The organism is Mycolicibacterium aurum (genome assembly GCF_900637195.1).
In the GTDB taxonomy this organism is placed as follows: Bacteria; Actinomycetota; Actinomycetes; order Mycobacteriales; family Mycobacteriaceae; genus Mycobacterium; species Mycobacterium aurum.
In genome coordinates, this window is record NZ_LR134356.1 from 140,312 (window position 1) to 165,612 (window position 25,301).

Annotated in this window: 26 protein-coding genes; 20 read left to right on the forward strand and 6 right to left on the reverse strand. The window is 68.4% G+C overall.

Annotated elements, in window-relative coordinates; all coding sequences use genetic code 11:
- Nucleotides 1-55: 55 nt before the first annotated feature.
- Entirely contained in the window at nucleotides 56-505 is a 450-nt protein-coding gene (locus tag EL337_RS00720; RefSeq protein WP_048634887.1) for a MarR family winged helix-turn-helix transcriptional regulator, read from the forward strand.
- 24 nt (nucleotides 506-529) lie between these two features.
- Here the strand turns inward: EL337_RS00720 and EL337_RS00725 are convergent, their stop codons facing one another.
- Nucleotides 530-1,555, reverse strand: coding sequence for a sigma-70 family RNA polymerase sigma factor (locus tag EL337_RS00725; RefSeq protein ID WP_048634886.1), 1,026 nt, complete (start codon nucleotides 1,553-1,555; stop codon nucleotides 530-532).
- A gap of 74 nt (nucleotides 1,556-1,629) precedes the next feature.
- Here EL337_RS00725 and EL337_RS00730 point away from each other — a divergent pair, with 74 nt between their 5' ends.
- The 6 genes from EL337_RS00730 to EL337_RS00755 all read left to right on the forward strand — a co-directional run bounded on the left by EL337_RS00730 (nucleotide 1,630) and on the right by EL337_RS00755 (nucleotide 5,730).
- Nucleotides 1,630-2,481, forward strand: coding sequence for an alpha/beta hydrolase (locus tag EL337_RS00730; RefSeq protein WP_048634885.1), 852 nt, complete (start codon nucleotides 1,630-1,632; stop codon nucleotides 2,479-2,481).
- Between the two features lie 32 nt (nucleotides 2,482-2,513).
- On the forward strand, nucleotides 2,514-3,476 hold the full coding sequence (locus tag EL337_RS00735; RefSeq protein WP_232786908.1) for a dienelactone hydrolase family protein: 963 nt from the start codon (nucleotides 2,514-2,516) through the stop codon (nucleotides 3,474-3,476).
- 83 nt (nucleotides 3,477-3,559) lie between these two features.
- Entirely contained in the window at nucleotides 3,560-4,312 is a 753-nt protein-coding gene (locus EL337_RS00740) for a DUF2786 domain-containing protein (RefSeq protein WP_048634883.1), read from the forward strand.
- Between the two features lie 53 nt (nucleotides 4,313-4,365).
- Complete coding sequence (locus EL337_RS00745) at nucleotides 4,366-4,815, forward strand: TIGR04338 family metallohydrolase (RefSeq protein WP_232786907.1); 450 nt, start codon at nucleotides 4,366-4,368, stop codon at nucleotides 4,813-4,815.
- Nucleotides 4,815-5,063 carry a hypothetical protein gene (locus EL337_RS00750; protein ID WP_048634881.1) on the forward strand — a complete coding sequence of 83 codons (249 nt, stop codon included), beginning with the start codon at nucleotides 4,815-4,817 and terminating at the stop codon, nucleotides 5,061-5,063. The genes EL337_RS00745 and EL337_RS00750 overlap by 1 nt, the downstream gene beginning before the upstream one ends.
- Nucleotides 5,064-5,073: 10 nt before the next feature.
- Entirely contained in the window at nucleotides 5,074-5,730 is a 657-nt protein-coding gene (locus EL337_RS00755) for an O-methyltransferase (protein ID WP_048634880.1), read from the forward strand.
- Here the strand turns inward: EL337_RS00755 and EL337_RS00760 are convergent.
- Nucleotides 5,723-6,424: an IclR family transcriptional regulator gene (locus EL337_RS00760; protein ID WP_232786906.1), complete on the reverse strand. Its 702-nt coding sequence runs from the start codon at nucleotides 6,422-6,424 to the stop codon at nucleotides 5,723-5,725. The two genes, EL337_RS00755 and EL337_RS00760, sit on opposite strands and share 8 nt — an antisense overlap.
- A 94-nt stretch (nucleotides 6,425-6,518) precedes the next feature.
- Between EL337_RS00760 and EL337_RS00765 the strand changes: the two genes are divergently transcribed.
- Genes EL337_RS00765 through EL337_RS00775 form a run of 3 tightly spaced genes read left to right on the forward strand, consistent with a single transcriptional unit; the run spans nucleotide 6,519 to nucleotide 9,045 of the window.
- A complete protein-coding gene (locus EL337_RS00765; protein ID WP_048634946.1) occupies nucleotides 6,519-7,853 on the forward strand; it encodes an FAD-binding oxidoreductase in 1,335 nt (444 codons plus the stop codon).
- Nucleotides 7,853-8,632: a DAPG hydrolase family protein gene (locus tag EL337_RS00770; RefSeq protein WP_048634878.1), complete on the forward strand. Its 780-nt coding sequence runs from the start codon at nucleotides 7,853-7,855 to the stop codon at nucleotides 8,630-8,632. The genes EL337_RS00765 and EL337_RS00770 overlap by 1 nt, the downstream gene beginning before the upstream one ends.
- 26 nt (nucleotides 8,633-8,658) lie before the next feature.
- Entirely contained in the window at nucleotides 8,659-9,045 is a 387-nt protein-coding gene (locus EL337_RS00775; RefSeq protein ID WP_048634945.1) for an SRPBCC family protein, read from the forward strand.
- Here the strand turns inward: EL337_RS00775 and EL337_RS00780 are convergent.
- Nucleotides 8,970-9,908, reverse strand: a complete 939-nt coding sequence (locus EL337_RS00780; protein ID WP_048634877.1) for an Lrp/AsnC family transcriptional regulator — start codon at nucleotides 9,906-9,908, stop codon at nucleotides 8,970-8,972. The two genes, EL337_RS00775 and EL337_RS00780, sit on opposite strands and share 76 nt — an antisense overlap.
- Nucleotides 9,909-10,137: 229 nt before the next feature.
- Here EL337_RS00780 and EL337_RS00785 point away from each other — a divergent pair, with 229 nt between their 5' ends.
- From EL337_RS00785 to EL337_RS00815, 7 genes are all read left to right on the forward strand, one after another.
- Complete coding sequence (locus EL337_RS00785; RefSeq protein ID WP_048634944.1) at nucleotides 10,138-11,715, forward strand: purine-cytosine permease family protein; 1,578 nt, start codon at nucleotides 10,138-10,140, stop codon at nucleotides 11,713-11,715.
- Nucleotides 11,712-12,665: an agmatinase gene (gene speB, locus EL337_RS00790; protein ID WP_048634876.1), complete on the forward strand. Its 954-nt coding sequence runs from the start codon at nucleotides 11,712-11,714 to the stop codon at nucleotides 12,663-12,665. Before EL337_RS00785 ends, speB begins: the two co-directional genes overlap by 4 nt.
- On the forward strand, nucleotides 12,662-14,260 hold the full coding sequence (locus tag EL337_RS00795) for a thiamine pyrophosphate-binding protein (protein ID WP_048634875.1): 1,599 nt from the start codon (nucleotides 12,662-12,664) through the stop codon (nucleotides 14,258-14,260). Before speB ends, EL337_RS00795 begins: the two co-directional genes overlap by 4 nt.
- A 15-nt stretch (nucleotides 14,261-14,275) precedes the next feature.
- Nucleotides 14,276-15,739 carry a sodium:solute symporter family protein gene (locus tag EL337_RS00800; protein ID WP_048634874.1) on the forward strand — a complete coding sequence of 488 codons (1,464 nt, stop codon included), beginning with the start codon at nucleotides 14,276-14,278 and terminating at the stop codon, nucleotides 15,737-15,739.
- Between the two features lie 221 nt (nucleotides 15,740-15,960).
- Nucleotides 15,961-17,373, forward strand: a complete 1,413-nt coding sequence (locus tag EL337_RS00805) for an FAD-binding oxidoreductase (protein ID WP_109860234.1) — start codon at nucleotides 15,961-15,963, stop codon at nucleotides 17,371-17,373.
- 388 nt (nucleotides 17,374-17,761) lie between these two features.
- Nucleotides 17,762-18,190 carry an NAD(+)--rifampin ADP-ribosyltransferase gene (gene arr, locus EL337_RS00810; RefSeq protein ID WP_048634873.1) on the forward strand — a complete coding sequence of 143 codons (429 nt, stop codon included), beginning with the start codon at nucleotides 17,762-17,764 and terminating at the stop codon, nucleotides 18,188-18,190.
- A gap of 129 nt (nucleotides 18,191-18,319) precedes the next feature.
- Nucleotides 18,320-19,420: a VldE C-terminal domain-containing protein gene (locus EL337_RS00815; protein ID WP_048634872.1), complete on the forward strand. Its 1,101-nt coding sequence runs from the start codon at nucleotides 18,320-18,322 to the stop codon at nucleotides 19,418-19,420.
- Between the two features lie 16 nt (nucleotides 19,421-19,436).
- Here the strand turns inward: EL337_RS00815 and EL337_RS00820 are convergent, their stop codons facing one another.
- The 3 genes from EL337_RS00820 to EL337_RS00830 all read right to left on the reverse strand — a co-directional run bounded on the left by EL337_RS00820 (nucleotide 19,437) and on the right by EL337_RS00830 (nucleotide 22,291).
- Complete coding sequence (locus EL337_RS00820) at nucleotides 19,437-20,204, reverse strand: DUF1906 domain-containing protein (protein WP_048634871.1); 768 nt, start codon at nucleotides 20,202-20,204, stop codon at nucleotides 19,437-19,439.
- Nucleotides 20,205-20,296: 92 nt separating this feature from the next.
- Nucleotides 20,297-21,742, reverse strand: coding sequence for a GntP family permease (locus EL337_RS00825; protein ID WP_048634870.1), 1,446 nt, complete (start codon nucleotides 21,740-21,742; stop codon nucleotides 20,297-20,299).
- 36 nt (nucleotides 21,743-21,778) lie between these two features.
- A complete protein-coding gene (locus tag EL337_RS00830) occupies nucleotides 21,779-22,291 on the reverse strand; it encodes a gluconokinase (protein ID WP_048634869.1) in 513 nt (170 codons plus the stop codon).
- A 125-nt stretch (nucleotides 22,292-22,416) separates the two neighbouring features.
- Here EL337_RS00830 and EL337_RS00835 point away from each other — a divergent pair, with 125 nt between their 5' ends.
- The 3 genes from EL337_RS00835 (at nucleotide 22,417) to EL337_RS00845 (ending at nucleotide 25,279) form a co-directional block, all read left to right on the forward strand.
- A complete protein-coding gene (locus tag EL337_RS00835) occupies nucleotides 22,417-23,133 on the forward strand; it encodes a FadR/GntR family transcriptional regulator (RefSeq protein ID WP_048634868.1) in 717 nt (238 codons plus the stop codon).
- Nucleotides 23,134-23,205: 72 nt separating this feature from the next.
- On the forward strand, nucleotides 23,206-24,237 hold the full coding sequence (locus EL337_RS00840) for an NAD-dependent epimerase/dehydratase family protein (protein ID WP_048634867.1): 1,032 nt from the start codon (nucleotides 23,206-23,208) through the stop codon (nucleotides 24,235-24,237).
- A gap of 97 nt (nucleotides 24,238-24,334) precedes the next feature.
- Complete coding sequence (locus EL337_RS00845; RefSeq protein ID WP_048634866.1) at nucleotides 24,335-25,279, forward strand: NADP-dependent oxidoreductase; 945 nt, start codon at nucleotides 24,335-24,337, stop codon at nucleotides 25,277-25,279.
- Nucleotides 25,280-25,301: the final 22 nt, after the last annotated feature.

Here is a 25,301-nt window from a genome sequence, read left to right on the forward strand (position 1 = left end):
GCTGCAGTCGACAACATGGATGATGTGTCATGTATTCCGTGGTTAGGCTGGACGGATGGAATGGCTCAGCGACGAGCAGCAGCTGATCTGGCGGGATTACCTCGCCATGGTGAGCCGTCTGCACACCGCGATGCACCGGCAGCTGCAGCAGGACTGTGAGCTGTCGCTCTCTGACTACGACGTGCTGGTCGCATTGTCGGAGCGGGGCGCGATGCGCATCAACGAGTTGGGCGACCTGATCGGGTGGGAGCAGAGCCGGCTCTCACATCAGCTCCGCCGGATGCGGGGGCGCGGGCTGCTGGAGCGAGAAGGTGACGGCGACGACCGTCGCGGGGCCACCGTCGCCCTCACCGAGTCCGGCCTGGCGGCGCTGCAGACCGCCGCGCCGGGTCACGTGGAACTGGTGCGCGGTGTGGTGTTCGACGGCCTCACAAAGGATGAGCAGCAGGCGTTCGGCATCGCCATCGCCGCGATCCTCGACCGTCTCCGGGCCGCCAGGGGCTGACGGCCGGCGCCGCCGCCGGGGGAGCTAGACCGTGGCCGGCAGGCCGAACTTCGCGAACAGGTCGTCTTCCTTGAACGCCACCACGTGGGCGATGCCTGCGGGGCGAACGTCGAGGACATGGAGTTGGAAGGCCTCGTGCACGCCCGTCTGCGGGTTGAGCATGTACAGGGCGGCCATCGGCTGACCGTTGGCCGTCACGGTGGTGAGGAAGCGCATGTCGCCGGCCTTCTCGGCAGGGCAGTGGTTCTTGGACAGGGTGACGATGTCGGCGGGGCCCTGGTACCAGGTGTCGAACGGCGGCATCTCGAAGACCGCGTCGGCGGTGAACAGCTGGACCAGCTTGTCCATGTCGTACGCCTCGAACGCCGACACGTACCGGGCGAGCAGGTCGGCGGCTTCGGCAGACTCGGGCGGTGCGGGCTCATCGTCGCGCGTGGGCTGGATCTCCTCCAGCTGGGCCCTGGCGCGCTGGAGCAGGCTGTTGACCGCCGCGGTCGACGCGCCGATGGCCTCACCGACTTCGGCCGCCTTCCACTGCAGCACCTCACGCAGCACCAGCACCGCACGCTGTCGAGGAGACAGATGCTGCAGCGCGGCGATGAACGCCAACCGGACCGACTCGCGGGATTCGGCGATCACCGACGGATCGGACGGATCGTCTCGCGGTGCTTCCGGCAGCGGCTCCAGCCACGTGATCTCGGGGCGGGCGGTGATGTCGTCGTTGGGATCGGCGGCGGGGCCACCCAGACCGCTCGGCAGCGGGCGCCGCTTGCGGTTGTCCAGCGCCGTCAGGCAGGTGTTGGTGGCGATGCGATACAGCCACGTCCGTACCGACGATTTGCCTTCGAAGCCGGCGTAGGACTTCCACGCCCGCAGGTACGTCTCCTGGACCAGGTCCTCCGCGTCGTGCAGCGAACCCGTCATCCGGTAGCAGTGCGCGAGCAGCTCGCGCCGGTACTTCTGCGCATCGGCGAGAAAAGCGTCTCCGGCATTGCCCTGATCAAGAGCCAAGACGGTCACGAACGCGAGCCTACGCACCGGGTACGACAAGAGTCATCCCTGCCCGCACCGCCCCGGACGGCACCGTCAGGTGGTCCCCGGAGGTCACCGTTAGTCTCAGTGCCATGCCCGTGTCCCACTCCGAACGCAGTTTCGACGGCGTCGGCGGCGTCCGGATCTGCTACGACGTCTGGACCCCTGTCACCTCGACGTTCCCGGCGCCCCGCGGGGTGGTCGTCGTCGCCCACGGCTTCGGCGAACATGCCCGGCGGTACGACCACGTCGCCGCCCGGTTCGGTGAGGCCGGGCTGGTCACCTACGCACTCGATCACCGAGGGCACGGCCGCTCCGGCGGCAAGCGCGTCTACCTGCGTGACATCACCGAATACACCGGGGACTTCCACACACTCGTCGGTATCGCCAGATCCGAGCATCCCGAGCTGAAGCTGACCGTGCTGGGACACAGCATGGGTGGCGGCATCGTGTTCGCCTACGGTGTCGAGCACCCGGACGACTACGACGCGATGGTGCTGTCCGGGCCCGCGGTGGACGCCCAGGATTCCGTGCCGCCGGTGAAGCTGCTGATGGCCAAGGTGCTGGGGCGGCTCGCCCCCGGACTGCCCGTCGAGGATCTGCCCGCGGATGCGGTCTCGCGTGACCCGCAGGTCGTCTCCGCCTACGAGAACGACCCACTGGTGCACCACGGCAAGCTGCCCGCGGGCATCGGGAGAGCCCTGATCGGCGTGGGCGAGACGATGCCGCAGCGAGCGCCCGCCATCACGGCGCCCTTGCTGGTGGTGCACGGCGACCACGACAGGCTGATCCCGGTGAGGGGCAGTGAGCGGCTGGTGGACTGCATCGGATCCGCCGATGTGCATCTGAAGGTGTACCCGGGCCTGTACCACGAGGTGTTCAACGAACCCGAGAAGGCGCTGGTGCTCGACGACGTCACCTCGTGGATCGAGTCGAAGCTGTGAAAATAATTGCTGCCGTTGTTGTTTCGATGATGATGCTGGTGACGGGATGTTCGTCGGGCGGACAGTCGGGCGGGGACCAGCCGACGTGGACCGACGAGGATGTGACGTTCGACGCCGACGGTCTGACCCTGCACGGCACCTACCGGTTCCGCTCCGACGATCAACCCGCGCCGGCCGCGTTGTTGATCTCCGAGAGCGGGGCCACCGACCGCAACGGCGACAATCAGGTCGCGGGCCCGATCGGCAACATGCGCCAGCTCGCCGAACTGCTGTCCGATCGCGGCGTCGCGAGCCTGCGCTACGACAAGGTCGGGACCGGCCGGACAGGGCTCGGCCCCTTCCAGAACAAGCCTGCCGACGTCGTCAGCGGCGTCTACACCTCCGGTGCCAGGGCGGCGGTGCGGTTCCTGGCCGGCCGCCCCGCCACCGACCCGGCCCGGATCTCGGTGTACGCCCTCGGGGAGGGCACCGTCCACGCGCTGGCCTTGGCCGGCGACACCGGTCCTGATGCGCCGAAGGTGCACTCGCTCGGCCTGTTTGCGCCGTTGCCGGGACGCTACCTCGACATCATCACCAACCGGGTGACGGCCGACGGCTCGCCGGAGACGATCGCGAAATGGCGGGCCGCGGTGGAACAGATCCGGACCAGGGGAACAGTGCCCGAACTTCCCGACGGGCTGAATTCGATCGTCAACCCGGGCAACGTCGGGGCCGTCGTCGAGGCGGACAAGGTGGACCCGGTGGCCCTGGCCGCCGCGGTCCCTGCCGGCACTCCGGTGCTGTTGACGTGTTCGGATTCCGACAGCCAGGCCCGGTGCGATGCGATGAAGCCCTTGGTCGACGCGCTCGCGCACACCGCGTTGACGGTGGTCGAACTCAAGGGCGTCAACCACGTGTTGCGCGACGACCCGACCGACAACATCGCCAACTACGCCTCCCAGGATCCACTCTCGCCCCAGGTGGTGGACGCGCTGGACACCTTCGTCGACAAGTAGCCTCCTGTGGATGAAAACCGCTGTGGGGATGGGGGATACTGCGTGTCGATGACACGTCACACCGGATCTCTAATCTGGCGGCCATGAGTACCGACGAGAAGATGCTGGCCCGCATCGCCGCGCTGCTGCGCCAGGCCGAGGGCACCGACAACCCGCACGAAGCCGAGGCGTTCATGGCCGCCGCGCAGCGGCTGGCCACCGCCACGTCGATCGACCTCGCGGTCGCCCGCAGCCACAGCGACACCCGCACCAAGGGTCAGACGCCGGTGCAGCGCACCATCACCATCGGCGAGCCGGGCGCCAGGGGGCTGCGCACCTACGTCCAGCTGTTCGTGGTGATCGCGGCCGCCAACGACGTCAAATGCGACGTCGCGTCGAACTCGACGTTCGTGTACGCCTACGGCTTCGCCGAGGACATCGACACCAGCCATGCGCTGTACACCAGCCTGGTCATGCAGATGGTGCGGGCGTCCAAGGACTACATCGCCTCCGGCGCCCACAAGCCGACGCCGACCATCACCGCGCGCCTGAACTTCCAGCTGGCATTCGGGGCCAGGGTCGGCCAGCGGCTCTCCGATGCGCGCGATCAGGCGCAGCGCGAAGCCAAGAGCGGTCCGGCGAGCATCCCGGGCACGGCGATCGCGTTGCGTAACAAAGACCTTGAGCTCAAGGATTACTACCGCCAGGCGTCCAAGGCGCGCGGCACGTGGCGAGCGACGAGCGCTACCGCAGGGTACTCGTCGGCGGCGCGCCGGGCGGGTGACCGGGCCGGTATGCGGGCCCGGCTGGGTGGCAATCCGGAGCTGGCGGGGGCGCGGTCGGCCCTGAAGAGGTGACCCGTGATGCGCAGCGCGCCAAGGTGTACGCCGCAGAGGGGTTCGTCCGGACCATGTTCGACCGCGCGGCCGAGCGTGGCGACCCGGTGGTGGAGTTCTTCGGAACCCGGCTGACGCTGCCTCCGGAGGCCCGGTTCGGTTCGGTGGAGTCCGTGCAGACCTACGTCGACGACGTGCTGGCCCATCCCGTGGTGCGCGAGCGGTGGCCCGCGACGCCGCCGATGCGGGTGCGGTCGCGTCGGGGCGCCACCGCGGCGCACTACGAACGTGCCGGCGGTCAGGGGCGAAGCGACGCGGGCACCATCGCGGTGCCGGAGGACCGGTCCGGGTGGGCGCTGCGGGAACTGGTGGTGCTGCACGAGATCGCTCATCACCTCAGCGACACCGGTCCGCCGCACGGACCGGAATTCGTCGCCACGTTCTGCGAGCTGGCAGCGGCGGTGATGGGCGCGGAGGTGGCCTTCGTGTTGAGAATGGTCTACGCGAAGGAGGGTGTGCGGTAATGACGAACAGATTCGAGACGGCCTATGTCGCGGTCGAGAACGTGGTGCCGGGCGATCGACTGGCGATGACGAGTGACGACGACCCGAACCCCCAGGTGTTCGTGGTCGCCGACGTCGAGGACGTGCACACGATGAACTACGGCGACGAGCCGCGGGTGGTGCTCACCTCGCACCCCCGCAGCGACGGCTGCGAGCCCATGGTGCTCGCGTATCCGCGGGGCACCCGCCTGCGCAAGGTGATTGGGTAACGTCGGCGCAGTGACTGCACCCGACTGGGTTTCGCTCGACGACCTGTTCACCCGTGTCCTGCACAGCGAGGACGACGCACTTCGGGCGGCCAGGGACGCCGCCGACGCTGCCGGGATGCCGGCCATCGAGGTGTCGGCCCAGCACGCCAAGCTGCTGTCGCTGCTGGTCAGGATGTCCGGCGCGCGGCGGGTGCTGGAAATCGGCACTCTCGCCGGCTACAGCACGATCTCGCTGGCCCGCGCCGTCGGGCCGGACGGCGCCGTCGTCACGCTCGAATTCGACCCCGCGCACGCGGAGGTGGCGCGCCGCAACCTCGAGCGGGCCGGAGTGGCCGAGCGGGTGGAGATCGTGGTCGGTGCGGCGCTGGATTCGCTACCCGGCCTGCGGGGTGAGGAATTCGATCTGGTCTTCATCGACGCCGACAAGGAGAACAACGTCGCCTACGTCGAATGGGCGATCACGTTGGGCCACCCGGGAACCGTCATCGTCGTCGACAACATCGCGCGCAACGGCCGCGTGCTCGATCCCCGGCCCGACGACGAACAGGCGCAGGCGGTCCGGGTCATGTTCGACATGATCGGCGCCCATCCGCGGCTCGAGGCGGCGGCCATCCAGACCGTCGGCACCAAGGGGTGGGACGGGTTCGCGGTGGCGCTCGTCAGCTGAGTTCCTTTGCGGCGGAACGTAGTGCGTCGACGATGACGCTCTCGCGCGCGGCGAAGCGGTCGGTGGGGGCAGGTACCGAGATCGCCACGATCTGCCCGTCTCCCAGTCGCACCGCGACGCCCGCCGCCGAGATACCGGCGGTGTGCTCGTCGCGGTCGTAGCCGATCCCGCTCCGGCGCACCTCGGCGATCTCGGCCCGCATCACGTCGGGTATCTCGGTGTCGTCGAGAAGTGCCAGGGCGGCCTTGCCGTTGGCGGTGTCACGCAGCGGGAATCGCTCGCCGACTGCGGAGACGGCGCGCAGGCGGTGCGCAGACTCGATCTGATCGATGAACCACATCTGACCGCCCCGCAGGACCGACAGGTCCACCGTCTCGCCCGTGGCCAGCGCCACCCGCTCGATCACCGGGTGCAGCCGGGCGGCCAGGTGTGTGCCGTCGGCGCCTGCCAAGCCGAGCAGGCGGTCACCCAGCCGGTACCGGCCGCCCTCGTCGGCGGCGGCGAACCCGACGTCCACCAGCGCGACGAGCAGCCTGCGAGCGGTCGATTTGGCGAGCCCGAGGTTGGCGCCCACGTCGACGAGCCGGAGCCGTCCCGGCGCTGTCGCGATCTCGTCGAGGGCGGCGGCCGCCCGGCGCAACACCTGCAGGCCGTCATCGCGGGTGTCGCTGCTGTGGTTGTCACTGCCGTCAATTTGGCGGTTACCGTCCGCGGTGCCCATGCCGACACTATATTGATCCGCTGAACGGACCAACAAGGTTCACTATCCGAATCTCATGGAGGATGAGATGGATCTCCCGCACAGACACTTCTTCCGCGGTGACGACGGCTACGAGCAGGCACGTGCGCAAACCGTGTGGAACGCGCGCACACCGCAGCGCTACCCCGAGGTCGTCGTCCAGGCCGCCGACGCCGACGACGTGGTGGCCACCGTCCGGTATGCCGCCAAGCGCGATCTGCAGATCGGAGTCCGATCAGGCGGTCACAGCTGGGCCGGAAATCACGTCCGCGACGGCGGCGTGCTGCTCGACCTGCACGGCCTGGACCACTGCACCATCGATGCCGAGGCGGGAACCGCGATTGTCGGACCCGGCATGGGCGGCAGTGTGCTGGCCGGCATGCTCTGGGACCAGGGCCTGTTCTTCCCCGTCGGCCACTGCAAAGGCGTGTGCATCGGCGGCTACCTGCTGCAGGGCGGCTACGGCTGGAACAGCCGGGTGCTCGGACCGGCGTGCGAGAGCGTCATCGGCCTCGACGTCGTGACCGGCGACGGTGAACGCCTCTACATCGACGCCGAGAACCACCCCGATCTCTATTGGGCGGCACGAGGTTCCGGACCGGGCTTCTTCGCCGTCGTCACCGCGTTCCACCTCAAGCTCTATCGGCGTCCACCGGTGTGCGGTAGCAGCCTGTACGTGTACCCCACGGAGCTGGCCGAGGAGATCTTCCCGTGGGCGCGCTCCATCAGCGCCGAGGTGGACCGGCGGGTGGAGTTCCAGATGGTCACCTCGCGTGCGGTACCCGGTGCGGGCCTGGAATCCCCGGGCATCGTGATGGCGTCACCGGTGTTCGCCGAGACCGAGCATGAGGCCACCGCGGCGCTGGCGCTGCTGGAGACGTGCCCGGTGCGGGACCGGGCGCTGGTCGCGGTGCCGTACGCGCCCACCGATCTCGATACCTGGTACGCGGGGGTGATGAGCAACTATCCGACCGGGTACCGCTACGCCACCGACAACATGTGGACCAGTGCCTCGGCCGACGACCTGATGCCCGCGATCACCCGCATTCTGGAGACGATGCCGCCGCACCCCGCCCACTTCCTGTGGCTCAACTGGGGTCCGTCGCCCCAGCGGCAGGACATGGCCTACAGCCTCGAGGACGAGATCTACCTTGCCCTCTACGGGGTGTGGCAGGACGCGGGCGACGACGACATCTACGGCGACTGGGCCCGATCCAACATGGCCGCGATGGAACACCTGCAGAGCGGCATCCAGCTCGCCGACGAGAACTTGGGCCGGCGTCCCGCCCCCTTCGCCACGGCCGACGCGATGGCCAAGCTCGACCGCGTTCGTGCCGAGTACGACCCGAGCGGTCGCTTTCACAGCTGGATGGGGCGGGTCTGATGTCCACGCGTGCCTACCTGGGGTATCGCGGCGAGGACGGGGCCACCGAGTACGGCGAGTTCTTCGATCCCCGGATGGCCGCACTGCCTGCGCACGTCGTCGACGCGCTGCACCACGGTCCGCAGGCCGACCAGGTGCTTCTCGACTTCGAGTACGCCGCAACACTTCTCGACGACGGACCGCACCAGACCGAGAACGGATACGGCCGGCTGGCCAACGGTGGCTTCCAGGTATCGGTGCACACGGACATGCCCGGTGTGACACCGCAGATGTGGGACTGGTGGTTCGGCTGGCACGGCAGTGACACGCGGCGCTACAAACTGTGGCACCCCCGGGCTCACGCGTCGGCGCGCTGGGCCGACGGCGGCGGCGACGGGTACTACGTCGGCCGCACCTCGCTGATCGAGGAGTACCTCGGCTCGGCCTACGCGAAGGCCGCGATCCGCTTCCTGACCCCCGAGCAGATGGGGCTTCCGCGCGGTCGGCTGGGCGGTTCGGTCGCGGTGTGTGCGCGGCTGGGATCCTCGGAGGTGCCCGTCGACATCGGCTGGTTCGTCCACCATGTGCGTCCGACGGCCGAGGGCGCCGAGATGCGGTCACGGTTCTGGATGGGCGGACCCTACGTCGGCGCGCGGCACGGAAATCTGTTGGCGAACACCGTCGTTCGGCCGGTCGCCGCGCGTGCGCTGCCCGACCCGCGTGACCTGCTCGTGCATTGCGCCCAGGAGATGAACCATCTGGCCGGGTTCCTGCCCCGGCTACACGCGAGGTTCGCTTAGCCCCGCCGGCGGGTATGCCCTCGCAGATGTGGAGCGTGAGCAGGAACGTCGATGCGTCGGCGGACGCCGTGTGGCATGTCTTGACGGACCTGGACGCGTGGCCGAAATGGGGACCCACGGTCGTGGGCGCCGAACTCGACGGTTCCGGGTTCGAGCTGGGGGCGACGGGCCGGGTGTGGACGCCGGTGGGTGTGCCGCTGCCCTTCGTGATCTCCGAGCTCGATCCCGGCCGGACGTGGGCGTGGACCGTCGCCGGTGTGCCCGCCACCCGGCACGGTGTGGAGCCGCGCGACAGTGGTTGCCGGGTGTGGATGAGTGCGCCGGTCTGGGCGCCGGCCTATCTGCCGGTGCTCGCGATCGCGCTGCGCCGCATCGACGGCATGGCGGGCACCCCGTCCAGTCCGGACGCGTAGCTCTCCTTCACCACGTCGAGGTGCGTCCAGCTGTCCAGCCCCCGCACCCCGGGCAGCGCCCGCACCGCGTCCAGCACGTCGACCAGCTGCGCGGCCGAGAAGGCCCGCACCGTGACCAGCACGTCGAACCGGCCGAGGGTGCGGGCGACGAAGATCACCGACGGCATCCCTGTCAGAGCAGCCACCACGTCGCGGTGGTCACCGTTCAGCCGGACCCCGAATCCCATCGCGCTCTGCCGGTCCTGACCCGAGTGGCGAACCACCGCGCCGATGCGCACGAGCCTGGCCTCGATCAGCCGCACCACCCGCCGGCGAGCCCCGGCAGCGGACAACCCGACCAGGGCCGCGAGGTCGACGTAGGAGGCGCGGCCGTCGCGCTGCAGCGCCGCCAGCAGGGCGCGGTCGGTGTCGTCGATCTCGGCGGTGACGTCCCCGACCGGGCCGATGACGTCTCGGACCACCTCGACGTAGGTGACTGTGTCCACCCCTGACACGCCGGGGAGGGCGCGCAGCTCCGAGACGGCGCGATGGAGATCGCGCTGCGACGCGGACCGCACCTCGGCGACGAGCCCGTGCTGACCGCTGGTCAGCGACAGGAACGGGACGTCGTCACGGCGCGCGAGTTCGGCAGCCACCGGCGCGGCCGGACCGTCCACGACGATGCTGACGTGAGCCAGCGCAGGCCGGCCAAGGACGGCTGGGTGGGCGGCGCCGCGGATGATGACCTGGCCGCTGGCGAGGAGTCGCTGGACCCGCGCGGCGGCTGCTGACCGGGACAACCCGACGGTGCGCGCGATCTCGCGGTGGGTGAGCCGGCCATCGACCTCGAGAAGTTCCACGATGGCCTCGTCGATCTCGTCCATGTGGCCTCCGACAGCGTGTTCCGCCAAATTGGTTCCAGAATTTTTCGACCGGGATCACTCGACTCATCCTGCGCGGATAACCGGTGATCTGACCATTATGAACCGATAGTCCGGCACTTACCGGCACATCGTGACCGGAAACCTCGACGTAACGAACGAACTGCTTGCAGGCATCCGCCGACCGTCCTACGGTGATCCGCACCACACCCTGCGCCCTGAGAGGCCGCTCATGTCCGCCGACAGTCCCGCCCCACCCAAGGTCACCGACATCGAGATGCACGGCGTCGAGCCGATTCCCGACGCCGAGCGCACCGCCGGTCCCCTCGATCTGTTCCGGCTCACGTTCGGTGGCGCGAACACCATCGCCACCGTCGTCCTCGGCAGCTTCCCGATCATTTTCGGGCTGTCGTTCCGCGACGCGCTGTTCGCGACGCTGCTCGGCGTCATCCTCGGCGCCGCGATACTGGCGCCGATGGCGCTCTTCGGCCCGCGCAACGGCACCAACAACGCGGTCTCGTCGTCGGCCCATCTAGGTGTCCACGGCCGCGTCGTCGGATCGTTCCTGTCACTGCTGACCGCCGTCGCGTTCTTCTCGATCTCCGTGTGGACCTCGGGGGATGTACTGGTCGGCGGCGTCAGCCGCGCGCTCGGCGGAGCTCCGGACGCCGCCCCGAACAACATCGCGGTCGGTGTCGCCTACGGCGTCTTCGCGCTGCTGGTCCTGGTGGTCTGCATCTACGGCTTCCGGTTCATGCTGCTGGTCAACAAGATCGCCGTCGTCGCGGCCACAGTGCTGTTCCTGCTCGGCATCGTCGCGTTCGGCGGTACCTTCGACCCCGGGTACGCCGGGATCTTCGGCCCCGACGCGGACGCCGCCACCAATGCCCTGTACTGGCCGTCGTTCGTCGGTGCGGCCCTGATCGTGATGTCCAATCCCGTGAGTTTCGGTGCTTTCCTTGGTGATTGGGCGCGCTACATTCCGCGGGAGACGCCGCCGTGGAAGTCGATGGCCGCGGCGTTCTGCGCTCAGCTCGCCACGCTGGTGCCGTTCCTGTTCGGTTTGGTCACCGCGGCGGTGGTCGCGACCAACGCCCCGCAGTTCATCGACGAGGGCAACTACGTCGGCGGTCTGCTCGCGGTGTCTCCGGGCTGGTACTTCCTGCCCGTATGCCTGATCGCGCTGATCGGCGGCATGTCGACGGGGACGACCGCGCTGTACGGTACGGGACTCGACTTCTCCAGTGTGTTCCCACGATTCAGCCGTGTGCAGGCGACGGTGTTCATCGGCGCCCTCGCCATCCTGTTCATCTTCGTGGGGCGCTTCGCGTTCAACGTGGTGCAGAGCATCTCGACGTTCGCCGTGCTCATCGTCACGTGCACGGCGCCGTGGATGGTCGTGATGATGATCGGCTGGCTGGTCCGCCGCGGCTGGTACGACTCGGATTCGCTGCAGGTGTTCAACCGCAGGCAGCGAGGGGGCCGGTACTGGTTCGCGCACGGCTGGAACTGGCGGGGACTCGGTGCCTGGCTGGTGTCGGCGGCGCTGTCGCTGTGCTTCGTGAACCTGCCGGGCCAATTCGTGGGCCCGCTCGGCGATCTGGCCAGCGGCATCGACCTGTCGATCCCGGTGGGCCTGGGCCTGGCCGCGGTGCTGTACCCGGTGCTGTTGGTTGCTTTCCCGGAACCGCGCGACGCGTTCGGACCGGAGGGGCCGCGCCTGGTGCCGGCCGGACCCGCGGCAGACACTCCGATCACCACGGTCGACAAGCCCGGAATCACCACGAAGACAGAGGATGTGACCGCATGACCAGTCCGCTCGGCCCGATCGACGCGTCGAAGACACCGCGCTTTGCCGGACCCGCGACGTTCGCGCGGCTGCCGCGCCTGGACCAGGTGCCGCGCGCCGATGTCGCGATCGTCGGGGTGCCGTTCGACTCCGGAGTGTCCTACCGACCAGGCGCGCGGTTCGGCCCCACGCACGTCCGGGAGTCGTCGCGGTTGCTCCGGCCCTACCACCCGGCACTCGATGTGTCGCCGTTCGAGGTGGCCCAGGTCGTCGATGCCGGTGATATCGCGGTGAACCCATTCAACATTCACGAGGCCATCGAGACCATCGAGGCGGCGGCGGTGGACCTGACCAAGGACGGCACCAGCCTCGTCACGATCGGCGGCGACCACACGATCGCCCTTCCGCTGCTGCGGGCCGCTGCCGCCAAGCACGGGCCGGTCGCGCTCGTGCACTTCGATGCGCACCTGGACACCTGGGACACCTACTTCGGCGCCGAGTACACCCACGGCACGCCATTCCGCCGCGCGGTCGAGGAGGGCATCGTCGACACCGAAGCGCTCTCCCATGTCGGGATCCGCGGGCCGCTCTACGGCAAGAAGGACCTCGAAGACGACCGCCGCTTCGGGTTCGGCATCCTCACGTCGTCCGACGTGTATTACCAAGGCGTACGCGAGATCGTCGACCGGCTGCGCCAGCGTCTGGGCGACCGGCCCGTCTACGTCTCGATCGACATCGATGTCCTCGATCCAGCGCACGCGCCCGGCACCGGCACGCCGGAGGCGGGTGGCATGACCAGCCGCGAACTGCTCGAGATCCTGCGCGGATTCCGGGGGCTCAACCTGATCGGCGCCGATGTCGTGGAGGTGTCACCGGCCTACGACCACGCCGAGCTCACCGGAGTGGCCGCCTCGCATGTCGCCTACGACCTGGTGTCGCTGCTGGCGATGCGTTCGGAGGCCCGCACATGAGCCGGACCGGTGCCGACGTTGCCGTCGAAACGCTGACCGCACTGGGCGTCTCGCATGTGTTCGGCATTCCGGGCCAGAACGCACTGGCACTGTTCGACGCCATCCGGCGTAGTGACCTGACCTTCGTCAGCTCACGGGTGGAGAACAACTCGGCCTTCGGCGCCGACGGGTACGCCAGGGCCACCGGCGAGGTCGGTGTGCTGTTCCTGTCGACCGGGCCGGGCGCGTTGACCGCACTCGGTGCCCTGCAGGAGGCGTACGCGACGGGTGTACCGCTGATCGTGATCGCCAGCCAGGTGCCGCGCGCCGGGTTGGGGCTGCGCCGGGGCATGCTGCATCAGCTCGACGACCAGCAACGCAGCGCCGTCAATGTCACGAAAAGCACTGCTGTCGCACGTAACTCCGCCGAGATTCCGTCGCTGCTGGCGGATGCGTGGTCGTTGGCCCAGTCCGCGCCCGCCGGGCCGGTGTGGGTGGAGATCCCGCAGGACGTCCTGGAGGAGGACACCACGGCGCCGCCGGTGTCGTCGGTGATCACCGACGTCGCTGCGCGGCGGCCGCGGGCCGAGCTGGTCGACCGCGCCGCGGAATTGCTGCAGTCCGCCGAGCGCCCGGTGATCCTGGCCGGTGGGGGAGTGCGGCGCTCGCCGGGTGGCCCCGAAGCGTTGGTGACCCTGGCGGAACTGCTTGACGCACCGGTGGTGTCGACCGTCGGTGGGAAGGGGGCGATCCGGTTCGATCATCCGCTGTCGGCCGCCTCGTGGATCGAGGACCGATACACGACGGCCCTGCTCGAGGACGCCGACGTGCTGCTCGCGGTCGGCACCGCGATGGGCGAGGTGACGTCCAACTACTTCACGTTCGCCCCGCGGGGCCACATGATCCACATCGACGCGGAGCGGCGCGTGCTGGAGGCCAACCATCCCGCGCTGGCCGTGCACGCCGACGCCGCGCAGGCGCTGACGGCCATCGGCACGCGGCTGACGCGCCGCACCGGGAACGGAGCGGCTATTGCCCGCGACCTTCGTCGCGCAGTTCAGGAGCGGCTGGCCGGGCAGGCATGCGATGCGGAGCTGGCATTGATGCGTGATCTGCGGGCTTCCGTTCCCGCTGCGGCACAAACCTTCTGGGACATGACGATCGCCGGCTACTGGGCGTGGTCGGCCTGGGATCCCCGGGACGGTCAGTTCCACTCGGCGCAGGGCGCAGGCGGATTGGGCTTCGCGTTCCCTGCCGCCGTCGCCGCAGCGATCGGCACCGGCAGGCGCACGTTCGCGGTGTCCGGTGACGGCGGCGCCATGTACTCCATCGCCGAGCTGGCCACCGCGCGCCAGCACGACGCCGACGTCACGTGGCTGATCGTCGACGACGGCGGTTACGGCATCCTGCGCGAGTACATGACCGATGCGTTCGGCCAGGCCACCGCCACCGAGCTGAGCCGCCCCGATTTCGTATCCCTGGCAACAAGTTTCGGCGTCCCCGCACAACGGGCGACGCTCGACGGCGTCGGCGAGGCACTCGCCGGCACGTTCGCGACCCGCGGTCCCGCGGTTGTCGTCCTGCCCGCACTGCTGCGGATGTTTCCACCCACCTGATCAAGGAGACCCATCATGGGTAAGCCGCTCGACATCGCGATCATCGTCGTCTACCTCGCCGCCATGCTGGCCTTCGGGTTCTGGGGTAAGAGCAGGACCAAGGACTCCGCGGACTTCCTCGTGGCGGGACGCAGGCTCGGCCCCACGCTCTACACCGGCACGATGGCCGCTGTGGTGCTCGGCGGGGCGTCCACCGTCGGCGGCGTCGGCCTCGGATACGAGTACGGCATCTCCGGCATGTGGCTGGTGGTGGCGATCGCCGTCGGTCTGCTGTCACTGAGCCTGCTGTTCGCCGGGCGCATCCAGCGGTTGAAGGTCTACACCGTGGCCCAGATGCTGCGGCTGCGTTACGGAATCGACGCGACCGCAGCGTCCGGCATCGTGATGATGGCGTACACCCTGATGTTGTCGGTGACCTCGACGATCGCCTACGCGACCGTCTTCAACGTGCTGTTCGGCACGGATCGCACGGTGTCGGTGATCATCGGTGGCGCGATCGTGATGCTGTACTCGTCGATCGGCGGCATGTGGTCGATCACGCTGACCGACATGGTGCAGTTCATCCTCAAGACCGTCGGCATCTTCTTCCTGCTGCTGCCGTTCACGTGGAACCGGGCGGGCGGACTGGACGGAATCCGAGAGCGGGCCGGGGACACGGTGTTCGACCTCGGCGCCATCGGACTGCCCACGATCATCACGTTTTTCGTCGTCTACAGCTTCGGCATGCTGATCGGCCAGGACATCTGGCAGCGGGTGTTCACCGCCCGGTCACCCGGCGTCGCGAAGTGGGGCGGCACCACCGCCGCGCTGTACTGCGTGCTCTACGGTGTCGCCGGCGCGGCGATCGGCATGGCGGCGTCGACGTTCCTTCCCGACGTCGAGGTCAGCGACGACGTGTACGCCCAGATCGCCGAGTCGATCCTGCCGGTGGGCATCAGCGGCATCGTGCTCGCCGCTGCCGTGGCGGCCATGATGTCGACGGCCTCCGGGGCGCTGATCGCGACGGCGACGGTGGCCAAGACCGACGTGAAGCCGTTGCTGCTCAGGGTCTTCGGCCGATCTGCCGAACGGGACGACGCCGAGCGTGACCTGCATTCGGACCGGAGGTACGTGGTGGTGCTCGGCATCGCGGTGATCGTGATCGCCGCCCTGCTCAACGACGTCGTCGCCGCACTGACCATCGCCTACGACATCCTGGTCGGCGGGTTGCTGGTGGCGATCCTCGGGGGCTTCGTGTGGAAGCGCGCCACCGGCACCGGCGCGCTGTGGTCGATGGGCGTCGGTACCGTCGTCACCCTCGGCACCATGGCCATCGTCGGCGACGTACTGGCCAACGAACCGATCTACTACGGTCTGGGCGCGAGTCTGGTCGTGTACGTGATCGCCAGCCTGTTGACGCCACGGACCTCGCCCGAGGTGTTGCAGGTGTGGGACGACCGGTTGGCGGGCAAGGACGAGGACAAGGTGAGCTCGGCGTAAACGGCGAGTCCACACCCCAACTGGGCCGCCACGCTTCGTTTGCCTCCTCACGCTCGTCAATCCGTCAGGCTCGCCCCGTGGGGTAGGGCGACCCGGCTAGCCTTCCCGTATCAGGTTCTGCCCGGAGCCGATCCACGGATCTTCCTCCTCGCAGCCGTCGCCAATGGTGCTGATCGACGGCGACGCGGCGCATGGTGTGAGCAACCGAAGGGAGGCAGCGCATGACGACACCGACACGACCACTGACGACGGCCGCTGGTGGGCCGCTCATCCGTGATCTGCAGGCCGCGTTGCCCGAGGGCCGGGTGATCATCGACGCCGACGTGGCACACAGCCTCAGCCGGGACCAGGCGGCTGGTGCACCCGCCGGGGAACCGGCAGCCATCGTGCGTGCCCGCAGCACCGACGAGGTCCGCCGGGTGGTCGAGGTTTGTCTGCGACACCGCATCCCGGTTGTCCCGCGCGGAGCGGGCACCGGACTGTCAGGCGGCGCGAACGCCATCGACGGCTGCGTGGTGCTTTCTCTGGAGGCGATGTCGCAGATTCTTGAGATCAACCCGTTGGAACGCCTCGCCGTGGTCCAGCCGGGAGTGGTCAACGATGACCTCCGAGCGGCCGTCGCCGAACACGGACTGTGGTATCCACCTGACCCCGCGAGCTCGCCCTGGTCCACCCTCGGCGGCAATGTAGCGACCAATGCCGGCGGCGTGTGCTGCGTAAAATACGGCGTCACGCGCGAATACGTGCTCGAGCTCGAGGTTGTCACCGGTTCGGCGGAAGTGGTGCGCATCGGGCACCGGACCGCGAAAGGCGTTGCCGGTTACGACCTCGTCAGCCTCCTCGTCGGATCCGAGGGGACGCTGGGCGTCGTCACCGAGATCACGGTACGGCTGCGCACCCTGCCCGGCGCGCCGATCACGGTGGCGGGCTTCTTCCCCTCACTGGTGGCTGCCGGTACCGCGGTGCGTGCGGTCGGTGCGGCGGGCATCACGCCATCGGCGCTCGAACTCATGGACCGGTTCTGTATGCGCGCCGTCGACGAGTGGAAGCAGATGGGGCTGACGGCTGCGGGAGAGATCCTGCTGCTCGCGCGGATCGATGATCCCGAGCCCACCGGCACTGCACTGGCCGAGGCCATCGTCGAGCACTTCCGCGCCAGCGGCGCGTCCTGGGCGGAACGGTCGACCGATCCGGACGAAGCCGAGGCCTTGTTCGCAGCCCGCCGATTGGCCTACCCGGCGCTCGAGCGACTCGGACCGGTGATCACCGAGGACGTCTGCGTGCCCAAGGATCACGTCCCGGAGATGCTGGCCCGTATCGAGGCGCTGGCGGCGCAACACGGTGTGCAGATCGCGAACATCGCGCACGCAGGTGACGGCAACCTGCATCCGTTGATCATCGGTCCGCCCGACGATGATGCGGTCCTATGGCGGCGGATCAACGCCGCTTTCGACGACATTCTCGATGCGGCGCTGTCTCTTGGTGGCACCATCACTGGCGAACACGGGGTCGGACTGCTCAAACGCGGCGGTTTGGTGCACGAATTGTCGCCAACCGTCATGGGACTTCACCGGGCGATCAAAGCTGCACTCGATCCAGCGGGCATTCTCAACCCCGGCAAGATCTTCGAGTAGTTCCCGTCCATCGCGGGCCACCCCGATACAAACATCCCATCGGGTCGACGCCGCGGTGGAGGCACGGGCCACAACCTGGACCACGATGTCAGAGTCCTGCATCAGCGCAGAACCCCGGCGTCGATGACCTGCCCTGCCCCCGGGTTCCAGGTGGCACGTGCCCCGCGAAGCGCGATGATCGCCGAAAGCCGCTGAGGGCGAACGGTTTTGTGATGAGTACGGCTCGGGGCGGCGGGCGAGTAAGGCCATCGGCGGATGCACGAAGAATTCGCGCCCTGCCCCTTTCACAGTATGGCGAGGAGGGGGTCTTGCGGCAAGACCCCCTCGGCGGTGCACACTCGTCCGGCCACGTGATCGGACGTCACGTGATCGGACAGGGGGAATCGTTGTGCCACAGCCACCGAAGCCATTCGAGGTGCACGAGTCAGGAGCGTTCCTGCACGGCACCAGAGCGGACCTCTCCGTCGGAGATCTGCTGATGCCCGGTCGCCCGTCGAACTACGAGGAGGGTCGCATCATGAACCACGTCTACGTGACCCAGACCCTGGATGCCGCGGTGTGGGGCGCAGAGTTGGCCGCCGGCGACGGCCGCTGCCGCATCTTCATGGTGGAGCCGCAGGGTCCCGTCGAGGACGATCCGAATGTGACCGACAAGAAGTTGCCGGGAAATCCGACCCGCTCCTACCGCACCCGCGAACCCGTGCGGATCGTCGGCGAGATCACCGACTGGGTGGGACACACCGACGACCAGCTCGAGGCGATGCGGGCGGGCCTGGCCGACCTCAGACGTCGCGGCCGCGACGTCATCTACGACTGACCCGCGGCGCTCATCGTCGGCGGTCACCGCACGTCCGAGTAGACATCGTCGGTGTCACTTCGTAGCCTTGCCGGGACGTTGTCAGCCGGGCCAAAGTCGGTCCTCGACCGAAGGATCGTGACAATCCGCGTGACCCGGGTGCGCCACTCCCTTCGGCGGACAGCGTGCGGTGTGTCTGCCGCGGTCCTGGTGATGTGCATGCCGACGGGGAATGTCACCGCGGACCCGGCGGCCGACGCGTTGTCCCGGCTCACCGAGTTGTCCCAGCAGGCGGTGCAGAGCCGCGAGGCCGTCACCGCTGCCCAGCGCGATGCCGACGCCAAACTGGCCGAGCAGGTGGCGGCCGCGGACCGTCACCGCGCCGACCTGGCAGCCCTGGACGCCGCGAACTCCCAGCTGAGGCCCTTTCAAGCTGCTGTCGACCGGATCGCGGCGATGACCTACATGAGCGGGAGCGACGGCCAGTTCGCGGCGGTGCTGACCGCTCCGTCTCCGCAACAGCTGATCGATCAGCTGTCGCTGCACCGCACGGTGGGCGCCGGGATCGCCGATCAACTGGCGGCGTTCCATGCCGCACGGGAGCGCGCGGCCACCGCCGCCCAGGCGTCGGAGAGGTCGGCCGCCGACGCCGGCGCCGCGGTCGAGGCGGCCGCGGCGGTGCGCGCAGAACTGCAGGCCAAGCTGAGCGAACTGTTGCGTCAGATCGCGGCCGCGGAGGCGCAGTACGCGGCGCTGACACCGCAACAGCAGGCGATCGTCGATGCGGCGCCCCCGCCGGCTGCGCCCCCTCCGGCGGGCCCGGTGATCGCTGCACTGCCCGGCCTGCCGCCCGGCGACATGGCGCCGCCGCCGCCGGCAGCCGTCGCGGAAATCCCGGAGGCGCTGCCTGTCGGCGTCGCCTCAGAGGCCGGATTGCAGCCGAACGCCGTCGTGGCTGCCCGGGCCGTCAGCCGGCAGTTCCCGCAGATCGCCGACATCGACGGGGTGCGGCCGGACTCCAAGCCGTGGCATCCCAGCGGTCTGGCGATCGACATCATGATCCCGAACTCCGACAGCCCCGAGGGCATCGCGCTCGGTGACCAGATACTCGCGTACGCCATGAGCAACGCGGGCCGATTCGGGCTGCAGGACGTGATCTGGCGTGGCACGTACTACACGCCGGCCGGTCCGCAGGCGTCGGGATATGGCCACTACGACCACGTGCACATCACCGTGACGCCGCGGCGCTAGTCGGCCCGGACCGTCTTCACGGATGGAAGTTCCACTGGCCGCAATCCTGCGCCAGCACGTCGTTGACATCGACGCGGATGCCACCGACCACGGGTCCGGGATTCGACGCGGTGTCGATGATGCGCTGGTACAGAACGGCGGCGGGGTAGATCTGGCCGTTGGACCAGGACCGGGTCTGCCAGGCCCAGACGTGGCCGGGGGAACGCGACCTACCGATCACACCGTCGGCCGCGGCCCACATGCATGCCTTGATGCCCCCGTAGATCCCGGTGCGCTGCGCACCGAGCACCGAGTTGATTCCGCGAAACCACGGCAGCACCACGGTGTTCCATGCCTCACGGTCGATGTCGTCGTCGACGCTGAAGAAGATCGGCGCACTCTGGCCACCGCCGGCGGCGCTGTGCAGCTGCCAGGCGGTGCGCGCGTCGAGGACGCCGCCGGGATAGCCGCGGGTGAAGTCCGATGGCGCCGTCCCGCCCGGCTTGCCGTACTGGTAGTTGCTGACGATCACCAGGCCGGCGGCGGTCAGCGACTGCGCGTAGGGCAGGGTGATCGGTTTGGCGCCGAAGGACGAGCCGGGCCGGGACGTCGAGACGTAGTTGATCACCCCGGCGTGTCCCGCGGCCCGGATGTCCTGCGCCGGGATCTGGCGCATGGCGTAGTCGATCAGGGTGGGAGCGGCGGCGCTCGCCGTCGGCGTGCGGACACCCGCCGCTGCGCCGAGTCCGGCAAGTACCGACGCGACGCCGGCGCAGCGCAGTGCTTCACGCCGGGTTATGGGCACCGGGCGATGTTACCAATGTGACGACTGGGACTTATGTAACCGATCGGAGCCGATGTCGGTTCGATGCCGCACCGTGACCCAGCCGCACGCCGTCAGCCGATGGCCCACAACCCGAGGGCGAGCACGAAGGCGGTGAGCCCGAGCGTCGTCTCCATGACCGTCCAGGTCTTGAGGGTGGTCTTGACGTCCATTCCGAAGAACCGGCTGACCAACCAGAAGCCGGAGTCGTTGACGTGGGACAGCACTGTTGCGCCTGCCGCGATCGCCATGACCAACGCGACGAGCTGGACATTGCCCAGTCCGGCGGCGCCGACGGCCGCGCTGAGCAGTCCCGCCGTCGTGGTCAATGCCACGGTGGCCGAGCCCTGTGCGACGCGAAGCAGCGTGGAGATGATGAACGCCTGCAGGATCAGTGAGATGCCGAGGTTCGACAGCGAGCCGCTGAGTGCGTCGCCGATGCCGCTCAGCCTCAGCACGCCACCGAACATCCCGCCCGCGCCGGTGATGAGGATGATCGCGCAGATCGGGCCGAGCGCGTTGTCGAGAATATCGGTGACGTCGGCCATCGACCGGTTGCGCAGTCCGAGCACCAGGGTCGCCACGATGACGGTGATGAGCAGCGCAATCGAGGTGGTGCCGAGCAGCTTGAGGTACTCCGCCCAGGTGGCGCCATCCTCGATGACGCCGGCCGTCATCAACGTGTCCAGGACGGTGTTGAACGAGATCAGCACGAACGGCAGCAGCAGGACGCCGAGCACCGTGATGAAGGCGGGGGCAGTCCGGGTGGTGGTCGTCGCGGTACCTGTCGTCCCGGCGGTGGACGTACCGCCGTCTTCGACACCGCCGTCGGTGCCGCGGCCGCCGTTGATCTCACCGAACAGCGAGGTGGGAATGTCGACATGTACCCGCCTGCCGATGAACTGGGACACCAGGTAGGCGCCGACGTACCAGGACACGACGGCCACCGGTGCACCGATGATCAGGGTGAGCCCGATGTTGGCGCCGAGTAGTTCGGCGGCCGCGACAGGACCCGGATGGGGCGGAACCAAGGCGTGCATGGCGGCGAATGCACCGGCGGCGGGGAACGCGTACAGCAGGATCGAGCCGCCGAAGCGCCGTGCCACCGTCATGATGATGGGGAGGAAGACGACCAGGCCGGCGTCGAAGAAGATGGGGAAGCCGAACAGCAGCGCGGCCACGCCGAGCGCGAAGGGTGCCCGTTTCTCGCCGAAGCGCCCGATCAGGGTGTCGGCGAGAACTTGAGCGCCGCCGGTGATTTCGAGCAGCCGGCCGATCATCACGCCGAATCCGACGAGCAACGCGACCGAGCCGAGCGTGTTGGAGAATCCGTAGGACAGTGCGCTCGGAACATCGGCGACGGGGATCCCGGCGGCCAGTGCCGTCAGTGCGCTCACCAGCACCAGCGCCAGGAAGGCGTGCAGCTTCACCTTGATGATCAAGAACAGCAGGAGGGCGACGGCGCCTGCGGCGATCAGCAGCAGCGTTGTCGTCCCGTATGCCGGATCAATGTTCTCCACAGCAACCCCCTACCACGGTGATGTCAGCGCCCCGAATCATCGGTCGTCCTCTCCTTCGTCAGAAACTGTTGTGGCGATGTAACTTTCGATGATCGAATCGATGCTCTGGTCCACGTCGATAGCGACACCGCGCTCATCGGGCTCGAGTGGCTCGAGCGTCTCGAACTGCGAGGCCAGCAGTGCGGCCGGCATGAAATGTCCCGGCCGGCTGGCTTGTCGCCGGCCGATGGTCTCGAGCGTGCCTTCCAGGTGCAGGAATTCGATCTCTGCGCAGTGCCTGCGCAGCTGGTCGCGATACTTGCGTTTGAGCGCCGAGCAGCTCATCACTCCGCCGCCCTCGTGCGCAGCCAACCACTCGCCGATCGATTCCAGCCAGGGGAGCCGGTCGTCGTCGTTGAGCGCGTGGCCGGCGGTCATCTTCTCGATGTTCGCCGGCGGATGGAAGTCGTCGGCGTCGGCGAACGGCGCGCGGAGCCGCTGTGCCAGCGCGGCCCCGACGGTCGACTTTCCCGACCCCGAAACCCCCATGACGACGATTGGTGATGCCATGTACTCCGCCTGTCCTGATGTGCTCGACGTCACACAGCATCCATCAATCGTCATACTAATGCAAGGGGCTGAGGCGAAAAATGAATCCTCTACCGCCTGAAGGGGGCGTCTGACATCATCTATCCGTGCTTGATCGGCCGAATGGCGGTGCTCTTCACGGCAGTCTGCTGACTGCCCTGGGGAAAGCCATCGTGTCCGGCCAGTACCCGCCGGGACGGATTCTCACCCTGGATGGGGTGAATGCGGAGCACGGCGTGTCGCGCAGTGTCGCCCGGGAAGCGATCCGGGTGCTGGAATCCATGGGCATGGTCGAATCCCGCCGCCGGGTGGGGATCACCGTGCAGCCCGCGGAGAAGTGGAATGTCTTCGATCCGATGCTGATCCGGTGGCGGCTCGACGTCGGCGATCGCACGGCGCTGCTGGTCTCGCTGTCGGAATTGCGCCTGGGATTCGAGCCGGCAGCGGCGGCGCTGGCGGCCCGGCGGGCAACCCCACATCAGTGCCGGGTCATGGCGTCCGCGGTGTCCGACATGGTGGTTCATGGCCGCTCCGGTGATCTGGATGCGTACTTGTTGGCGGACAAGATGTTTCACCAGACGCTGCTGGCGGCCAGTGGCAATGAGATGTTCCGGGCGTTGACCGGGGTGGTCGACGAAGTGCTCACCGGCCGAACGCAACACGGAATGATGCCCGAGAAGCCCAATATTGCGGCGATCGCCCTGCACGACGAGGTGGCACGGGCGATCAGGATGGGCGAAGACAAGCAAGCCGAGCAGGCGATGCGGGCGATCATCGACGAGGCGGCGACCGCTGTCGTCGAGGAGTTCCCTTCGGCTCCCTGACCCTGCAGGTACGGGAGCGACCGCAGACGTAGATGGCTCGAAAACCCCTGAGAAGGAACGGAGTTGGATGAGATGACTGCATCGAGTGATGGCGACGACACCCTCGTCCTTGTGACGGGAGCCGCCGGTTACGTCGGCAGTCATGTGGTGAACCGACTCATCCATGACGGCTACCGCGTCCGCGCCGCAGTCCGCAGCGAAGGCAGGGCAGACGAGGTGCGCAACAACGTGTCCGCGGCCGGCCTCGCCCCAGAGCGGGTCGAGTTCGCGGTCGCCGATCTCGCTGCCGACGACGGCTGGTCTGCGGCGGCCGAGGGGGCACGCTACGTCATCCACGTCGCCTCCCCCTTCCCCGCCGAGAACCCGGAGAACGACGACGACGTCATCATCCCCGCCCGCGACGGGACCGTGCGGGTGCTCGCCGCGGCGCGCGACGCCGGATGCTCGCGCGTCGTGCTGACCTCGTCGTTCGCTGCTGTCGGCTACTCGCCGAAGGACGGCGACGAATGGTCCGAAGACGACTGGACGAACCCGGCCGATGAGAACACGGCCTACGTCCGGTCCAAGGCCATCGCCGAGCGCGCGGCGTGGGATTTCGTGGCGCGCGACGGTGGCGGCCTGGAACTCACCAGCGTGATCCCCGTCGGCATCTTCGGTCCGACGCTCGGCGCACATCTGTCGACGTCGGTGCGGTTCGTCCAGTCGATGCTCAGCGGAGATCTGAAACGTGTTGTCCCGCAGTACTTCGGCGTGGTCGATGTGCGCGACGCCGCGGACGCCCACCTGCGGGCCATGACCGCCCCGGAGGCGGCAGGCGAACGGATACTCGTTGTCGCCGACGGGCCTCCGCAGAGCTTTCTCGGCCTCGCCACGATTCTTCGCGACGGTCTTGGCGACGCCGGTGAGAAGGTGCCGACGAGTGAGTACACCGAGGACGAGATCCGCCGGCTCGCCGTGTCCGAGCCCGCCTACCGGGATGTGCTGATACATCTCGGCAAGCGCCCGCGGATCAGCAACGCGAAAGCGAAGGCGCTGCTCGGGTGGTCGCCCCGCCCGGTCGACGAGACGATCCTCGACACCGCGCGGTCGCTGCTGCCCAGCTGACCGGGTTCACGCCTCGCCGGAATTACTTCGACATCGAAGCGGTTATCCCCTCCGTAACTGCTTCGATGTCGAAGCAAATGAGGCGAGGAGGAACATCATGAAGGCTCTCTACTTCCGCAATTACGGTGACAGCGACGTGCTGGAGTATGCCGAGATCGCCCGGCCTGTCCCGGGTCCGCGCCAGGTCCTGGTGAAGGTGGCCGGTGCGGCGTTCAACCCGGTGGACGCCGGTATCCGCGGCGGCTACCTGTCACAGGTGTACGCCATCACCTTCCCGCACACCCCCGGCGTGGACGTGGCCGGCACCATCGCCGAACTCGGTGCGGACGTCGACGGCTGGACTGTCGGCGATGCGGTCGTCGCGATGCTGCCGCTCGACGCCGATGGCGCCGCCGCGGAGTACGCGGTGGCTCCGGTCGAGGTACTGGCCGCCGCGCCCCACTCGGTGGCGCTGGCCGATGCGGCGGCGCTCCCGGTGGCGGGTCTGACGGCCTGGCAATCCTTGTTCGAGATCGCCGGACTGACCGCTGGGCAGACGGTCCTGATCAACGGCGCCTCGGGAGCAGTCGGCGGCTACGCCATTCAACTGGCCAAGCAGGCCGGCGCCGTCGTCAGCGCGACCGCCAGGGCGCGTGACGCCGAGCGTCTGCGCGGTTACGGCGCCGATCGAATCGTCGACTACGTGGACTATGGGGACTCACCCGTCACCGTCGAGGGTGCGCCGTTCGACGTGGTGCTCAACTTGGTCAGCACGACGCCCGAGCAGACAGAGGCTCTCCTCGGCCTGGTGGTGGACGGGGGATTTCACGTCGGCACCATGACGGCGGGGCCTGAGCGCACCGAACGCGGGGTGCGCACACAGCGGGTCTTCGTTCGCTCCGACGCGGCCCAGCTCGCCGCTCTGGTCAGTCGTGTCGATGCCGCAGATCTGCGCATCGACGTCGCTGACCGCCGCCCGCTCGGGCAGGGCGCGGCCGTGCACGCCGACTCCGACGCCGGCCGGTTGCACGGCAAGACCATCCTGGTGCCCAGCGGCCAGTAGCTCTGGGCCACAGGCGTTTCCC

What these genes read in the sequence shown, in the direction of transcription:
- EL337_RS00740 (WP_048634883.1), top strand. Translation starts at nt 3,560, where the DNA reads ATGAGTACCGACGAGAAGATGCTGGCCCGCATCGCCGCGCTGCTGCGC.
- EL337_RS00765 (WP_048634946.1), top strand. Translation starts at nt 6,519, where the DNA reads ATGGATCTCCCGCACAGACACTTCTTCCGCGGTGACGACGGCTACGAG.
- EL337_RS00800 (WP_048634874.1), top strand. Translation starts at nt 14,276, where the DNA reads ATGGGTAAGCCGCTCGACATCGCGATCATCGTCGTCTACCTCGCCGCC.
- EL337_RS00830 (WP_048634869.1), bottom strand. Translation starts at nt 22,291, where the DNA reads ATGGCATCACCAATCGTCGTCATGGGGGTTTCGGGGTCGGGAAAGTCG.
- EL337_RS00775 (WP_048634945.1), top strand. Translation starts at nt 8,659, where the DNA reads ATGTGGAGCGTGAGCAGGAACGTCGATGCGTCGGCGGACGCCGTGTGG.
- speB (WP_048634876.1), top strand. Translation starts at nt 11,712, where the DNA reads ATGACCAGTCCGCTCGGCCCGATCGACGCGTCGAAGACACCGCGCTTT.
- EL337_RS00745 (WP_232786907.1), top strand. Translation starts at nt 4,366, where the DNA reads ATGTTCGACCGCGCGGCCGAGCGTGGCGACCCGGTGGTGGAGTTCTTC.
- EL337_RS00785 (WP_048634944.1), top strand. Translation starts at nt 10,138, where the DNA reads ATGTCCGCCGACAGTCCCGCCCCACCCAAGGTCACCGACATCGAGATG.
- EL337_RS00770 (WP_048634878.1), top strand. Translation starts at nt 7,853, where the DNA reads ATGTCCACGCGTGCCTACCTGGGGTATCGCGGCGAGGACGGGGCCACC.
- EL337_RS00730 (WP_048634885.1), top strand. Translation starts at nt 1,630, where the DNA reads ATGCCCGTGTCCCACTCCGAACGCAGTTTCGACGGCGTCGGCGGCGTC.
- EL337_RS00845 (WP_048634866.1), top strand. Translation starts at nt 24,335, where the DNA reads ATGAAGGCTCTCTACTTCCGCAATTACGGTGACAGCGACGTGCTGGAG.
- EL337_RS00795 (WP_048634875.1), top strand. Translation starts at nt 12,662, where the DNA reads ATGAGCCGGACCGGTGCCGACGTTGCCGTCGAAACGCTGACCGCACTG.
- EL337_RS00840 (WP_048634867.1), top strand. Translation starts at nt 23,206, where the DNA reads ATGACTGCATCGAGTGATGGCGACGACACCCTCGTCCTTGTGACGGGA.
- EL337_RS00750 (WP_048634881.1), top strand. Translation starts at nt 4,815, where the DNA reads ATGACGAACAGATTCGAGACGGCCTATGTCGCGGTCGAGAACGTGGTG.
- EL337_RS00780 (WP_048634877.1), bottom strand. Translation starts at nt 9,908, where the DNA reads ATGGACGAGATCGACGAGGCCATCGTGGAACTTCTCGAGGTCGATGGC.
- EL337_RS00805 (WP_109860234.1), top strand. Translation starts at nt 15,961, where the DNA reads ATGACGACACCGACACGACCACTGACGACGGCCGCTGGTGGGCCGCTC.
- EL337_RS00720 (WP_048634887.1), top strand. Translation starts at nt 56, where the DNA reads ATGGAATGGCTCAGCGACGAGCAGCAGCTGATCTGGCGGGATTACCTC.
- EL337_RS00735 (WP_232786908.1), top strand. Translation starts at nt 2,514, where the DNA reads ATGCTGGTGACGGGATGTTCGTCGGGCGGACAGTCGGGCGGGGACCAG.